Raw genomic sequence first — 15,851 nt, 5'->3', positions numbered from 1 at the left:
AAAGACTGTGTCGAAGTCTCTTCACAGTCTTTTTACTAGTAATTTATTTTTCTTCTGATTTCATTCCTGTTGTATTTCGGCGTAGCACTACAAATAAAATGGCTCCAAATAGTACAGCGGCACCTATCCCAATACTTATTATTTTCACATTTGATTCATTTACTTCAGGCGTAGTCGTGTCTTTTTTAGGCATCGCAAAAGTAACATCTTCTTTTGAAAGAACATTTATCGTCGCAATTGTTTGATTATTTTTAGTGATGTCAACTGCACCAACTACTTCACCACGATGAATTCCTTTATGATATAAAGAATCTTTATCTAATGAGGCCGCACGGAAAATCGTCCTCACATTTTTTCCTTCATCTTTCTTAAGCATAAGCTCTGCACTTTTTTCAAGCTCGCTATCGATATCTTTATTTAAGTACGTTGCCTTTTGATGCCAGCTATGTTTATCTAGTACAGTTTGCTTCACAAATTGACCGAAAGAATAGTCCGCCATCTGCTTCAAATCTTCATAAATTTCAGGTCTTTGAGAAGCCATTACTACATTTATAATACGATTGCCATCCTTCTCATTTAATAAAACGAGTGTATTACGCGCTTCATTTGTAAAACCCGTCTTCCCGCCAATGCTATATGGATTTTCAAAATAAGTAGACTTGTTAAAAATAGACACCGTCTGTCTAGATGTCGTAACTGTCGTTCTTTTCGTATTCATTGCTTGCAAAATTTCAGGATACTTTTGCACACCTCTCGTAATCATAGCCATATCAAATGGTGTTGTATAATGATTCGGATCATGCAATCCATTTGGTGTGACAAAGTGACTGTCTGTAGCTCCTAATTGCTTCGCTTTCTCATTCATCATATGAGCGAAATTCTCAACACTTCCGCCAATACGCTCTGCAATCGCATACGACACATCATTCGCACTCAGTACCATTAAAATCATAAGCGCAGTATTACGATTAATCGTCTCACCAGGCTGAAACTCAATTTGATAATTACTCTTCTCTTGATCTAATGCTAATTGTGAAAACGTAAATTGATCTTCTGGCTTCGTATGCTCCATAAGTAAAATTGCTGTTAACACTTTCGTCATACTAGCTGGAAATGCACGATGATGTGCGTTTTTGTCATACAAAACATCTCCAGTTTTCGCATCAATCGTAGTTGCAAACTGACTAAAAACATTTGGTCCTTCCGCAGGTGGTGGTGCCACTTGTTCTGGATTCACTCCAATATTCGTCTCAGCACGTAACGTCATAGGTGTCAAAAAAAATAAACAAATAACGGTAATAAAAGCCAAAATTTTCTTAAAATTTACCATATGACTCTCCCTTTTCATTATACTCTCACAGCTTACAAACTAAATCTACCAATCTATATGTAATTTGTATTAAATTGGAAGAATATTCACTGTTTTTTACTATATCATACTTTTACGATAAAGAACATAAATATACAACAAAAAATAAGAAGGAATTATTCTTTCTTATCCTTCTCATCAATTAATGAATCTATTAAATTTTGACTAGCTTCCTCGGGTGTACTCTCGTCTGTTATCCCCATAAACGACCAACCTTTAGAATCGACCCACTCAACAAACTCTTGTAAAAACTCATCATGTGTAACATCCACATCAAGAATCGAGCCATTAATCGAAATCGTTCTATTTCTAGATACACGCATCTTGAACGTTTTCCTTACCATTACAATAATTCTCCCTCTACTCTTGAATAATTATAAAATAATCTTGTATCTCTGTTATACATGATTTTAAGTAAATTGTAAAAAGGATATATTGGCCAATTGGGATATTGAAAATGGAAACCTCTTATCCTACATAACCCTCGTACGATATACAAATGGTCATATTATTCAACAATTAGACCATTTAGATGAATAAAAATTATGGTCTTTTGGAAGATATCACGCAAAATAGTATAATTTGAATAAGAGCACTAAGGCAGCTCCTTTTAGATGAACTTTTACGTTGTAGACTTAGAGACTGATGCGGAAATTACTATTTGGTTCCTATTTCTATACATAATATTGCTGGAAAGAAGGTAGTACGGTGAAAACAACAGAAAATTTTACTGACAAGGCCGATATATATGCGAAATATCGACCTAGTTATCCCGATGAATATATTGAGTATTTGCTCTCAGCTAACGAACTAAATGAGAATCAGATGGTGGCCGATATTGGTTCAGGTACCGGGATATTTAGCCACCAACTACTTGAAAGTGGTTTACATGTTATTGGAGTTGAGCCAAATGATGACATGAGAAAAATGGCAGAGCAATCGTTAAAACGATATCCTCGTTTTCAATCAATAAAAGCAACTGCCGAAAATACCACTTTAAAAGAAAATAGTGTGGATTTAGTAACTGTTGCTCAAGCATTTCATTGGTTTAATAAAGAAGCTTTCAAAATCGAATGCCAACGAATTTTGAAACAAAAGGCAAATGTTGCTCTTGTTTGGAATAGTAGAGATGTAACTAGCCCGATTATTCAAGAAAATGCAGACATTTGCCAGAAGACCTGCCCGAACTTCAAGGGATTTAGTGGTGGAATCGAGGAAACTCCAGAAATGTTTAATAGCTTTTTTAAAGATGGGAAGTACGAGTTTAAAGAATATCAAAATGATTTACTTTTTGATATTGAAGGTTTTTTAGGAAGAAATTTATCAGCGTCCTATGCTCCGAAAGAAAATGACGAAGAGTATAAAAACTTTGTTCTTCTCCTATCAGAGTTATTCGAAAAATACAGTAAGAATGGAAAAATCGTTCTCCCAAACTTAACGCGAAGTTATTTGGGCAACGTATAAACAACCGGATATAAAGTGAAACTTTAATCAGCCTTCATCAATCGGGCACGATCATTGAATAAACCTTAGCTTTATTGTTATATGTTGAGTACAATGCAGTACACTATATTGAAAATTAAGCAAGCATACTCCCGGTCTGGATTTAGGACGGGGGTATGCTTGTTTCGTGTGATGAAATTTAATAGTTTTATTATCTTTTTACAAAAAACTCACATTTTATCACTTCAAATACACTTGACCGTCGTACAATAAAATGGAACATATTAGAAAACAACTTAAAATAAGGAGGAAATCCATGGCGTGTTGTACATATTGTAAAACGAAGTGGAAAGTAAAAGAGGTTTGGTCGATACTCACGACATTTGAAAAAGATTGTCCATATTGCTTCGGAAGGCAATATTTATCAAAGAAAACAATAAACGCTATGCCAGAACTTATAAGCTTACCTTTACACTTCTTATTCCCTTTTCTAGTTGATTTGAGTGATGAGGGGCCTTTGGATTGGTATCGAAAAACATAATATAACCGCTTTATTCGAACCCACCTTTAATTAAACTTTCTACTTATATATTCCTTAATACACTACTAGCGTGATTCCAAATATTTTCCCTTCAAAAGATTAATATAAAATATTGTAAAATTTCAGTTAATTTTATATAATTACTTTAGTATAAAGATTAAGGATGCTGTTACATACGCATCTTTGAAGATCCCGTAGCTCAGCAGGGAGAGCGCCACCTTGACAGGGTGGAGGTCGTGAGTTCGAGCCTCTCCGGGGTCATAAAAAAAAAGAGAAACCATATCAACTTTCTACGTGATAGGGTTTCTCTTTTTTATCTAAGTCAATCACTTCCCACCAAACATCTTCTCCAACGACTTCGTATTTGCAAACAATACTTCTTTCAAGTTATCATCTGCAACAATTTTATAATCGCCATCTTTGTTTTTCTTTAAGTTCAATGTAACTTCGCGAGTTGCCATTGCTGCATCTTTATCTGCTAAGTTTTTGACGATAGTTGATGTCATTGTTTTTTCGATTGCTTTTTCAGATTGTTCTTTGTCTTCACTAAAGGCACTAGCAAACGCCATTGGCATAACTTCTCCCACTGCTTTTGTTACAGCAACGGATAGATCTGCAGATGTAATTTTCACTTTTACTTCTGCTTTGTCATCCTTTTTCGATACTTCTTCTAGCTTTTCAAATTTAAAGTTTTTTGTAATTGCACTCAGCATTGCTTTTGCCTCAGCATCATCTGTTTTTTCATTTAGTTTATTAAATTCCTTGTCACTCTCAACAAATGTACGAGCCTTTTCTACATCACCTTTTTGTATCGCTGTTAAAAATTCTTCTGTCGTATCTTTCGGATTTGCACACCCTGCTAAAACACCTACTGTTAATCCTACTACCATCATTAACAGCAATAATTTCTGTATCTTTTTCACGTTTATTCTCCTCTTATCTTTTCTAGTAAGTCAGCACTATATAATAGTATGAAACTGACATTACAAACATTTTTTAGTATAGCATTTATATGATTTATTTTCTATTTACCCAAAAAAATAAAGAGCCTTGCAGCATTCCTACAAGGCCCTCTTCTATCAATCCGTATCCGTAGCACAAATGAACCACATCTTATGCTCCTTACTATCTAACACCATCCAAGTCACATCCCACGCAACATCGTAAAACCAATCTGTCCAAGGGCGATAGCTTTCGAACACTTTAATATCTTCGTATCGATCTTGGAACATATATTGACATAGATTAACTGCTAATTGTTTTGCGATAACTGGTCGTTCCTTAAATGTTTCATATGCTCCGCCCGACAAAATTTGAGCGGCAATGCTACCATCAAGCATGACTGCCCATTGCTCTTTAAAATGAAACTTATATTTTTCTGACGTATGTATTTTTAACTCTTCTAAGCTTTTGATTATTTCTAAAGAGTTACAGATTCTTCTAAAGAAGTGCTCGTGTCCATCTTTCCAATATGGTATTTCTTTGAAAAAATTTTCGTTATGTACTTTAAAACAGCTTATAACCGCTCCGCCATTTACGTTTTGTTCCTTAAATGTATGTATGAGTTTCTCAATAGATGAGTCATTCGCTTCTATTTTTTCAAACGTTCCCTCTTTCCATCTCATAAAGCCCACTACTCTCTATTAATAATTTGTTTCTTCATTATAAAGTGAAACTTTAATCAGTGGGGGGGTTCTTCATCCCCCACTGATTATTAGTTGAACCAATCGGACTTTTATGGGCAGTTGATCCCCCACCTAACTTCTTTGCTTTCGCTGCATTTTGAGGTGGGGGGTCTTACTGCCCATTAAAGCGGGATAAATAGCAAAATAAAAACCAGCAACTTTAAGATTACTGGATTATCTCTTATTTATATTTGAAAAAACAATAACAATTGCTCCAATTATATAATGCCCTGCTACCATCCACATAGTCCGATCCAAGATCATAAGTGATAACCAAAGCGATATATTAATAGCAGCAAATAATAAGTATAAAATGAAATCTTTCTTTTGTAGCGCCTCTCTATTCATTACAATGAAAATCGCACCGACTGGCGGAAGGATAAAGCAAAGGAAAAAGACAAACGTTTTTCTTAACGACCATGGATATGAGTCTCCTTTTCACTTTATAGTACATGTAACATCGGTCTCACTATTCTATATTCGTCACTATAAGGCTCCTTTATGATTAAAGGTGAGTGAGGACCTTTTTCTTCTACCATTGTGAATACTTCTGTTTTTTCTTGTACTATGTTAGATTCACTGTTTTTAGTAGGTTTTTTACTTGTTTTGATTTTCTTCGTTACTTCTCCGAGCCTTTTTCCAACTTTTTCAGCTTCGGCAGGTTCATTCGTAACGTAGTATTCTTGATTCTCCCATACTAACATAGGTGGCACTTGTTCTCGTTTGTTACATATTATATAAGTAATACTAGCTATAAGTAGTAGACATGTTAATAAAAAGAAGATAGTTTTTTTATTCATATACTATTCTCCCTATCTATCATTTTATTAAATTATATAATATCAATTATATGTAGTAAATGGATTTAGTGGGATTTTTAGGGTTTTACACAAAAAGAAAAAACCTTACTAAAGTAAGGTTCCATTTTTTAATTTTATAGTGACTGATTTATTAAAACGATCATTACGATAATCGCTATAAACATAACAACTAAACAGCCGATCATTTTATAAAAGCCTCTTTTCGTTAACGTCCCACCTTGCACGTCTTTACGAATAAACAAGAATACGGCTAAAAATAATACAAGCCCCATTCCAAAAGCATACAACATTTGCATATGTTAATCTTCCTTTCTTTCTTCCATCTTAATATCTTTTCGCTAAAACAACAAATGAGATAAAGACGGTACTCATCGTAAGTGCCATAAGTATGTTCAATAGTTCAGTAGCAGATAGTGTAATTATTTTTAAGTTTAAGCCGAAAGAGAAAAGAAGATAATATGCTGTTAACGCAAAAAAGCTAAAGAACATGCCTTTATAACGAATTAATTTCATCCGCTCGTCTTTTTCTTTAAATTGTGGATGTAAGTAACTTAAGCAAAAGCACATGATCATCATCGCAAGCACTGTATACGTTGGAGTTGGTGGTGCGGAATGCGTCATAATACCTGATAATATCATAAATCCACTCATGAATAGAAAAATAACACCCATAATAACAAAATACTTTTGTGAATAATTCATCCCTATTCCCCCTCTTCTTTCCCTTCATAAATAAATACATGTTCTATCGTTGTCTGAAATGTTTTTGCTATTTCAAATGCTAACGGAAGTGATGGATCATATTTTCCTTTTTCAATTGAAATGATGGTTTGCCTGGAAACTCCAAGTTTCTCAGCCAATTTTTCTTGAGATAGTCCAAATTTTTTTCGGTATTCGACCATTTTATTTTCCAAGGAAATTTCTCCCTCCTTCCTTATACCGAGTATATATGTAAAGTAAACTTTACGTCAAGTTTCCTTTACACCCGTTTTGTTCATTTTTCACTCTTTTTATATAGAAGAAACTTGTTCGATTTCAGCACGTCTATTTTGTAATAAAACATGGAACACTGTATGTAATCGTTACTATATTTCCTCCTCTCTTTTTTTAAAATTTAATATCTCCCTATTTGTTTTATCCTTTTAAAATATTTCATTTATCTCTTTATTCCACGAAATGTGTTATTGGTTTTACGGTGTTTTTCGTCATATTTATAGAAACTAACTGTTTATGAAGCATTTTTTATGTTTAGCAACTTTTTTTGTAGAAATCCTTCACTTTCCTTTCAATATTTAACACTATCTAAATAAAGTTTACGATAAATTCATAATTTTTTATTTTTTATACTATATTCCGTTATATTGTTGTATAATATCAATGAAAGCGCTTATTATTTCAATATACATAATTCGAACTCTTTTTTATCAAAACATTCTAACTATTATACTTATATTTACATGCAACAATTTTAGTTATCTGTATAGGTATACCAAATATATCCACCCCATTTTTCTGTAAAATTACTTTATAACATGAAAGATTAACTTGGGTGATAAGTTATTGTGAATGTTTTTTTACAAAACAGATAAGTAATAGTGTTTGGTATTATGTAAATTATTGTAATAACATAAGAGTAAAGAAAACATTTACATTAATTATTAGTTCATCACTTATTGAAAAAGAGCAAAATGCACCTTTTGTTAGGAAAAGGATTATATGCATTGGGAGGTTTAAACAAATGACGAGGAAGAATACAACGACAAACCCTTGGGCCAAGTTCCATGGTCCGAACCTTGGTTATGTTATTGAACAGTATGATCTTTACGTAACTGGAACAGGTTCTGTTGATCCGGAATTACAAGAGCTTTTTGAAATTTTTGGAGCTCCTTCGTTTCAAGATGATGTCGTAACAGGGGACAACACAGCAACACATTTTTCTCCTCAAAACACAGGGAACATTGAAAAAATTCTTAAAGTCGTTCAGCTTGTTGAACAGATTCGTTCTTTCGGGCATACGTTGGCTCACATCAATCCGATGGAAGATGCTGCAAATGGACAATCTCTTCTTGAGAAAGCAATGAACGAACTGAGCGATGCTGACTTGAAAGCGATTCCAGCAAAGACAGTATGGCAAGAGGCACCAGAGGGTATTCACACTGCACTTGATGTAATTCATAGATTAAAAGACGTTTATACAAAATCTTTAGCTTATGAATTTTCTCATATACAAGATAGTGAAGAACGCGCATGGTTGCATCAAATGGTGGAATCAAATTCATTGCGTCAACCACTATCAAATAAAAAACGAACTGCTCTTTTAAAACGTTTAACAGCTGTTGAGGGTTTCGAGCAATTCTTGCATAAAACATTCGTTGGGCAAAAACGTTTCTCTATCGAGGGCGTTGATATGCTTGTACCTGTTCTAGATGAAATTGTTCTAGAAGGTGCAAAGGACGGCGTAGAAGATGTCATGATTGGTATGGCTCACCGCGGTCGTCTAAGCGTACTTGCACACGTATTAGAAAAACCATATAGTCACATGTTTGCTGAGTTCAAACATGCAAAAATAGAAGGCGCAGTGGCAAACTCTGGCTGGACTGGCGACGTGAAATACCATTTAGGTAGAGAACAAGTTGTTAGTAACGAAGAAGTTAGCACTCGCGTTACATTAGCAAATAACCCAAGTCACCTTGAGTTCGTTAATCCTGTTGTAGAAGGTTTCGCACGTGCGGCTCAAGAGAATCGTAAAAAATCTGGTCTTCCAGAACAAGATACTTCAAAATCATTCGTAATTTTAGTTCATGGTGATGCTGCATTCCCTGGTCAAGGTATTGTATCTGAAACGTTGAACTTAAGCAGATTGAATGCGTACCAAACAGGCGGAACAATTCATGTTATCGCAAACAATGCAGTTGGTTTTACGACTGATAGCTATGATTCTCGTTCTACGAAATATTCAAGTGACCTTGCAAAAGGCTTCGATATTCCGATTGTTCACGTGAACGCTGATGATCCAGAAGCTTGTCTTGCTGCTGCTAACCTTGCGATTCAATATCGTACATTGTTCAAAAAAGATTTCTTAATCGATTTAATTGGTTACCGCCGCTACGGTCATAACGAAATGGATGACCCAGCAGTTACACAACCACAAGTGTACAAAAAGATTAAAAATCACCCAACTGTACGAGCAATTTATGCAGATCAATTACAAACTGCTGGCGTTCTAAATGCAGATGAGGTTGAAACAATTACTCAGTTTATACAAGAGCAATTAAAATCTGACTATGCACAAGTACCACCAGCTGATACGAGCGATGCAACAATTCATGTTAAAGTGCCAGATGTTGTTGCAAAAGGTATTCAGCCAATTGATACTGGTGTTGAGATTGACTCACTTCGTGCAATTAATGAAGGTCTACTATCTTGGCCAGAAGGCTTTAACGTATATCCGAAAGTGAAGAAAATTCTTGAACGCCGTAAAGACGCTCTTGAAGAGAACGGTAAAATTGAATGGGCACTCGCTGAGTCACTAGCATTCGCTTCTATTTTACAAGAAGGTACGCCAATTCGTTTAACTGGTCAAGATTCACAGCGTGGTACATTCGCGCATCGTCATATCGTATTACACGATACTGATACAAATGAAACATATTCACCATTACATCGTTTACCAAACATTAATGCATCATTCTCTGTTCATAACAGTCCGTTATCAGAAGCTGCCGTTGTTGGTTACGAGTATGGTTATAACGTATTCGCTCCAGAAACTCTTGTTATGTGGGAAGCGCAATATGGTGACTTCTCAAATACTGCGCAAGCATTATTTGATCAATATGTTTCAGCTGGAAGAGCAAAATGGGGTCAAAAGTCTGGTTTAGTTCTTCTATTACCACACGGTTATGAAGGTCAAGGACCAGAGCACTCTAGTGCACGTCCAGAGCGTTTCTTACAGTTAGCTGCTGAGAATAACTGGACAGTTGCAAACTTAACGAGCGCGGCACAATACTTCCATATTTTACGTCGTCAAGCATCTATCTTAGGAACAGAAGCTGTTCGACCATTAGTATTGATGACGCCGAAGAGTTTATTACGTCACCCACTTACGCTGTCAACTGCTAGTCAGTTAAGCGAAGGACGTTTCCAACCTGCTCTAGAACAAGAAAACCTTGGTACAAAACCAACTAAAGTAAAACGTCTTGTTTTAAGCACAGGTAAAATGGCGATTGACTTAGCAGCAGAAATTGAGTCTGGTAAACATGAGTATAACTTAGATGAAGTTCATGTCGTTCGTATTGAACAGCTGTACCCATTCCCTGCTGAGAAAGTTCAATCTATTATGAAACGCTTTAAAAACTTAGAAGAAATTATTTGGGTTCAAGAAGAACCTCGTAATATGGGCGCATGGCATTACATGGCTCCAATTCTGTTCGAACTTGCTGGAGATAAAGTGAAAACAGGTTATATTGGACGCCCAGATCGCTCTAGCCCATCTGGCGGCGATCCATTCGCTCACAAAGCTGAGCAAGAACTAATTGTTGCTCACGCTTTAGATGTGAAGTATAACTTCCGTCAAGATAAACAAGAGATTGAAGTTTTCAGCAACTGAAAGTAACAATGAAGGTTTCTAGCTTGCTCCCCGGACAGATATTCTGCCCGGGGGCAGGCTAACAAATGGAGATTACCGAAGACAAAAGAAGAAAAAACACACCGTTAGGCAAATAAGGGGAGGACATTTAAAATGATCGAAATTAAAGTACCTGAGCTTGCAGAATCTATTACTGAAGGAACTATCTCACAATGGCTTATCAACGTAGGCGACAAAGTTGAGAAAGGTGGCAGCGTTGTTGAGCTTGAAACTGATAAAGTCAATGTAGAAATCATTGCAGAAGATTCAGGTATTGTATCGAAGTTACTAGGCGAACCTGGGGATACAGTTGAAGTTGGCGCAACTATCGCAATTTTAGATGCAAACGGAGCACCCGTTGCAGTAAGTACACCTGCACCAGTGGCTGAGCAGCCAAAACAAGAAACAACTGAAGCACCGAAAGCTGCGGCTCCAACTACTGAGCAAGCTGCAACTCTACAAGGTTTACCAAATACAAACCGTCCTATCGCATCACCAGCTGCTAGAAAAATGGCTCGTGAATTAGGAATCGACTTAAACGACGTACGTAGCACAGATCCACTTGGACGTGTGAGACCACACGATGTACAAGCTCATGCTACAGCACCAAAAGAAGCACCGGCTGCTCCAAAAAGTCCAGCTCCTGCTCCAGTTGCAAAAACGGAATTCGAAAAACCAGTTGAGCGCGTGAAAATGTCCCGCCGCCGTCAAACAATTGCAAAACGCCTTGTAGAAGTTCAACAAACATCTGCAATGTTAACAACATTTAACGAAGTTGATATGACTGCAATCATGGAATTACGTAAAGAGCGTAAAGATGCTTTCGAGAAAAAACATGATGTACGTCTTGGCTTCATGTCATTCTTCACAAAAGCAGTTGTTGCAGCATTAAAACAATTCCCATTATTAAATGCTGAAATTCAAGGCGACGAGCTTATCATTAAAAAATTCTATGATATCGGTATTGCAGTAGCAGCTCCAGATGGATTAGTTGTTCCAGTTGTACGCGATGCTAACCAATTAAACTTCGCTGAAATCGAAAGTGAAATTCGTAATTTAGGTATGAAAGCACGTGACAACAAACTTTCATTAAAAGAACTACAAGGTGGTACATTCACAATTACAAACGGTGGTGTATTCGGTTCTCTAATGTCAACACCGATCCTAAACAGCCCACAAGTTGGTATTTTAGGAATGCACAAAATCCAAGTACGTCCAGTTGCAATTGATGCAGAACGTATGGAAAACCGTCCAATGATGTACATCGCTTTATCTTACGATCACCGTATTGTTGATGGTAAAGAAGCAGTTAGCTTCCTTGTTGCTGTTAAAGATATGCTTGAAGATCCAAAATCATTATTATTAGAAGGTTGATAGATTAATAATCTATTAAAGGATGTAGAATGAATCATTCTACATCCTTTTTTTATTGCATTCATACGGGACAAATTTCATAACATAAGCTAATAATGTATGCCTAAAACGTAAGGAGGATTAAAATGAATAACCTTCCAATTCATGCAAAACTTAAAGCAAATAAGGATACTTTCTTCCTTCCCGACTCAAACGGGGGTGTCTATTTTCGAAATAACGCCAGTTCATTTCGTATGGACGGTGATGGAATTTACAACTGGATTGAAAAATTAATGCCAATGTTTAACGGTAACTACTCTTTAGCAGAAATAACCGATGGTCTCCCTCTCCCCTATCAAAATCGTGTATTTGAAATCGGAGAGATTTTATATGAAAATGGCTTCGTTCGGGATGTAAGTCAAGATGCACCTCATGAATTAAATAGTGCATTACTTGATAGATACGCTTCACAAATTGAATTTTTAGAAGCTGATTCTCATTCAGGCGCTTTAAAATTCGAAACGTATCGCGCGGCAAACGTCCTTATAATTGGTTCTGGAGATATGCTTACTTCCCTCGTTTCTTCTTTATTAGAATCAGGATTACCTACCTTTCATTACCTTGTTACAGATTATGAGGAAACAAATTACGACCGCATCCATGAGCTAGTAGAACTTGCATATGAAGTTGATGATACTGTACTTGTTCAAGAAATTAATACGACAATTGATCGTCCCCTGCATGAAGTGTTCGAGCCTTTCGACTGGGTTTTGTACGTTTCTCAAAATGGAGATATTGAAGGTTTAAGAGCAGTTCACACGATTTGTAGAGAAATAGGAAAGAGCTTCATACCAGCCGTCTGTTTATCAACACTTGGTATAGCTGGTCCTATTGTAACAGCTAATCATGAAGAATGCTGGGAATCCGCATGGCACCGGCTACATGAAACGACTTTACAAAATGAACATTCATCAGCATCATTTTCACCACTTCCATCTGCAATGTTAGCAAATATAATCGTATTTGAATTACTTAAGCATGTCGCTGATGATTCTTACCGAGAAAAAGAACCACAATTCTTTTTATTAAATTACGAAACACTCGAAGGAGCATGGCATCCTTTTATAAAACATCCTCTCGCAACTGATGAAAGCTTTACAATTGATACGATAGAAAATCTTTCTGAACAACTTGAGCATCGGTCCAACCAACATACCTCAACTGATTTATTCCGCTTTTTCGACTCATTAACTTCTAAAGAAGCTGGTTTATTCCATGTATGGGATGAACAAGATTCATATCAATTACCGTTATCACAATGCCATATTCAAGTAGCTACTCCACTATCAGATGGTCCTGCTTCCCTCCTGCCTCTTATGACTTGTGGTGGTTTAACTCATAATGAAGCGCGCCGAGAAGCTGGTTTAGCAGGAATTGAAACATATGTAGCGGAAATTATGCACCGCCTTATTCCTGAACATAACGATATCGGTATTGGCGCTGGGGAAACGATGACAGAAGGTGTATACCGGGCACTACAACAACATTTAAATAATAAATTGTATGAGCGTCAGTCACATATGCTAGAAGAAATTACGACAGTCGACTTAACCGAAATTCATGATAAACATTGTAGATTTTATTACGATGCTCTCGCTACAATTCATGAAACACCTCAAATAGCAGTAAGTGAAGAGATTCTCAGTTTTCCAGTCGTTTGGGTCGGTATAAATGATCGATGGTACGGCGCATCTAATATTAATACAACATTAGCGTTACGAAATGCACTACAACTATCCCTTCTTCATATTCAAAATGAAGAGAATCCATACAGAGCTAATATCTTGCCGGAATCCTCTATTATTTTATATGACACGGATTCTTTTAGAATAGAAATACAGGCGGAAGAAGAAATTCCAAGCACACAATCTGTACAGCTTGCCTTGCAACATTTAGAAGAACATAATTTTTATCCATTCGTGTTTGATTTAGCTATTGAACCATTTTTGAAAGAGAACTTAGATGGTGTGTACGGGGTATTAATTGCAAAGGAGGACAGTCTATGACTCAAAATATATTACTTATAGGAGATGGCCTTCTGGCAAACTATGTACACGATCAATTATGCAAACAATATTCTATCATTCGTCAACATAACCTTACAGAAGAACTCCCTGAAAATATTCATCTCGCTCTCGTATTACATGATGGCTCTCCTTCTTCTATTCATCATGATGCCGAGCTGATGTTTCGGTCGAATCAGATTCCGTGGTTACGCGGGTTTACTTCATTTGGTGAAGGTATTATCGGTCCTTACATTCATCCTCTTGTAACTGGCTGTTCCAACTGCTCTGATGGGCGCCGGTTTATCGCTGGCTTTGATCAACAAGAAATGTGGGAACTACAACGAAAATATGCGTTAAAGGCAGATAATGTAACAAGACGTGATGTACGTGCCACCCAAAATGGTATGCTACAAATGTGCCATCTTATTTGCGCAGAAACAGAGAAGATATTAGCTCATCACCATTCTTCTTTAGAAAATGAACTCATTTTACTAAACTTACAAACACTGCAATGTACACGTCATTCCTTTCTTGCAGATCCCCTCTGCCCTGTATGTAGCAATTTGCCTGATGACACAGCAGATGCAGCTGTGATTTCATTACAACCGAGCTTAAAAACAAGTGATGCAACATATCGCTGTCGTTCCATTTATGAACTAAACACATTTTTAACGAGAGATTATTTAGATTATCGCGTCGGTATGTTGAACGGAAAAATGCAGCATTCTTTATTACCTTTTGCTGATGTGATTATAAACATGCCATTAATGTTTGGAAATGAAGGGGTTGCAGGCCGAACTCTTTCATTTGCAATGAGTGAAGCGACTGCTATTTTAGAAGGTTTAGAACGATATTGTGGTATGTCACCTCGAGGAAAAAAGACAAATGTACACGGCAGTTTTCGTGAGTTAGAGGATTATGCGCTTAATCCCCTTTCGCTCGGTGTACATACAAGTGAACATTATAATCGTAATAGTTTTCCGTTTAAACCGTTTGATCCTGACTATGAACAAAACTGGGTATGGGGCTATTCTTTATTACAAAACCGGCCGATTTTAATTCCTGAATCAATCGCTTATTATAGCCTCGGTCATCGAGATGCTTTCGTGTATGAAACATCAAATGGATGTGCAATTGGTGGTAGTTTAGAAGAAGCAATTTTTCACGGCATTTTAGAAATTGCAGAGCGCGACGCCTTTTTGCTCACTTGGTATGCGGAATTACCTCTCCCCCGCCTTGATCTTAGTTCAGCAAATGATACGGAATTACAATTAATGATTCAGCGGCTGTACACGATTACTGGGTATGAGTTACATGCTTTTAACGCAACGATGGAACACGGTATCCCAAGCTTATGGGTAATTGCGAAAAATACGCGTGAAAATGGAATGAACGTTGTTTGTGCGGGAGGCTCTCATTTAGACCCTGTCCGCGCTTTAAAGAGTGCCATCCATGAAATAGCAGGCATGTTACTAATAACAGATGATGAACTCGAACAAAAAAGAGAGCATTACGAAAACTGCTTACACGATCCTTATCTCGTTAATAAAATGGAAGACCATAGTATGCTGTACGGATTGAAAGAAGCGGAAGAACGTCTTCACTTTCTTTTACGTGACGATGCCCCAGTGCAATCGTTCCAAGAAATGAATGCATTACAATCAGTTGATCTAGACTTGACATCCGATCTTCATCAACTTTTAAACCGCCTGCAGCAATCTGGACTTGACGTAATCGTTGTAGATCAAACAGTACCTCCTATAGAAAAAAACGGATTACATTGCGTAAAAGTTATTATTCCAGGCATGCTACCGATGACGTTTGGCCACCATCTCACTCGGGTTACAGGACTAGATAGAGTGTATACCGTACCGATGACGCTTGGATATAGCGCTGAGCCTTTAACGAATGAACAATTAAATCCACATCCGCATCCGTTTCCATAGTAA

At 36.7% G+C, this 15,851-nt stretch carries 14 protein-coding genes and 1 tRNA gene; 7 read left to right on the top strand and 8 right to left on the bottom strand.

Going from position 1 to position 15,851, the window contains the following annotated elements:
• Positions 1–43 precede the first annotated feature (43 nt).
• Positions 44–1,330, bottom strand: a complete 1,287-nt coding sequence (locus KVT31_RS11700) for a D-alanyl-D-alanine carboxypeptidase family protein (protein WP_088095614.1) — start codon at positions 1,328–1,330, stop codon at positions 44–46.
• Positions 1,331–1,485: 155 nt separating this feature from the next.
• Positions 1,486–1,713 (bottom strand): hypothetical protein, encoded by a 228-nt coding sequence (locus KVT31_RS11695; protein WP_088095613.1) that lies wholly within the window; start codon positions 1,711–1,713, stop codon positions 1,486–1,488.
• Between the two features lie 364 nt (positions 1,714–2,077).
• Between KVT31_RS11695 and KVT31_RS11690 the strand changes: the two genes are divergently transcribed.
• The 3 genes from KVT31_RS11690 to KVT31_RS11680 all read left to right on the top strand — a co-directional run bounded on the left by KVT31_RS11690 (position 2,078) and on the right by KVT31_RS11680 (position 3,614).
• Complete coding sequence (locus tag KVT31_RS11690; protein ID WP_088095611.1) at positions 2,078–2,833, top strand: class I SAM-dependent methyltransferase; 756 nt, start codon at positions 2,078–2,080, stop codon at positions 2,831–2,833.
• A gap of 295 nt (positions 2,834–3,128) precedes the next feature.
• Complete coding sequence (locus KVT31_RS11685) at positions 3,129–3,353, top strand: hypothetical protein (protein ID WP_088095610.1); 225 nt, start codon at positions 3,129–3,131, stop codon at positions 3,351–3,353.
• A 188-nt stretch (positions 3,354–3,541) separates the two neighbouring features.
• Positions 3,542–3,614: transfer RNA gene (locus KVT31_RS11680), tRNA-Val, on the top strand.
• Between the two features lie 65 nt (positions 3,615–3,679).
• Here KVT31_RS11680 and KVT31_RS11675 read toward each other — a convergent pair.
• From KVT31_RS11675 to KVT31_RS11650, 6 genes are all read right to left on the bottom strand, one after another.
• Entirely contained in the window at positions 3,680–4,276 is a 597-nt protein-coding gene (locus tag KVT31_RS11675; protein WP_140392386.1) for a DUF4878 domain-containing protein, read from the bottom strand.
• Positions 4,277–4,432: 156 nt separating this feature from the next.
• Complete coding sequence (locus KVT31_RS11670; RefSeq protein WP_140392385.1) at positions 4,433–4,978, bottom strand: hypothetical protein; 546 nt, start codon at positions 4,976–4,978, stop codon at positions 4,433–4,435.
• Between the two features lie 503 nt (positions 4,979–5,481).
• A complete protein-coding gene (locus KVT31_RS11665; RefSeq protein ID WP_088095606.1) occupies positions 5,482–5,838 on the bottom strand; it encodes a hypothetical protein in 357 nt (118 codons plus the stop codon).
• Between the two features lie 134 nt (positions 5,839–5,972).
• Positions 5,973–6,155: a DUF3976 domain-containing protein gene (locus KVT31_RS11660; protein WP_016088828.1), complete on the bottom strand. Its 183-nt coding sequence runs from the start codon at positions 6,153–6,155 to the stop codon at positions 5,973–5,975.
• 28 nt (positions 6,156–6,183) lie between these two features.
• Positions 6,184–6,561 (bottom strand): permease, encoded by a 378-nt coding sequence (locus KVT31_RS11655; protein WP_088095605.1) that lies wholly within the window; start codon positions 6,559–6,561, stop codon positions 6,184–6,186.
• A gap of 2 nt (positions 6,562–6,563) precedes the next feature.
• Entirely contained in the window at positions 6,564–6,773 is a 210-nt protein-coding gene (locus KVT31_RS11650) for a helix-turn-helix transcriptional regulator (RefSeq protein WP_000428506.1), read from the bottom strand.
• A gap of 824 nt (positions 6,774–7,597) precedes the next feature.
• Between KVT31_RS11650 and odhA the strand changes: the two genes are divergently transcribed.
• The 4 genes from odhA (at position 7,598) to KVT31_RS11630 (ending at position 15,848) form a co-directional block, all read left to right on the top strand.
• Positions 7,598–10,465, top strand: a complete 2,868-nt coding sequence (gene odhA / locus KVT31_RS11645) for a 2-oxoglutarate dehydrogenase E1 component (RefSeq protein WP_088095604.1) — start codon at positions 7,598–7,600, stop codon at positions 10,463–10,465.
• Between the two features lie 132 nt (positions 10,466–10,597).
• A complete protein-coding gene (gene odhB, locus KVT31_RS11640) occupies positions 10,598–11,857 on the top strand; it encodes a 2-oxoglutarate dehydrogenase complex dihydrolipoyllysine-residue succinyltransferase (protein ID WP_088095603.1) in 1,260 nt (419 codons plus the stop codon).
• 125 nt (positions 11,858–11,982) lie between these two features.
• The gene (locus KVT31_RS11635) at positions 11,983–13,902 is read left to right on the top strand and encodes a putative thiazole-containing bacteriocin maturation protein (protein WP_088095602.1); all 1,920 of its coding nucleotides are present in this window, start codon (positions 11,983–11,985) and stop codon (positions 13,900–13,902) included.
• Entirely contained in the window at positions 13,899–15,848 is a 1,950-nt protein-coding gene (locus KVT31_RS11630; protein WP_088095601.1) for a TOMM precursor leader peptide-binding protein, read from the top strand. Before KVT31_RS11635 ends, KVT31_RS11630 begins: the two co-directional genes overlap by 4 nt.
• Positions 15,849–15,851 lie beyond the last annotated feature (3 nt).

Origin of the sequence: Bacillus sp. GbtcB14, assembly GCF_019091205.1 — a bacterium.
In the GTDB taxonomy this organism is placed as follows: domain Bacteria; phylum Bacillota; class Bacilli; order Bacillales; family Bacillaceae_G; genus Bacillus_A; species Bacillus_A cereus_AG.
Note: the sequence above shows the minus strand (reverse complement) of the source record. Positions and strands in the feature narration are given on the sequence as shown.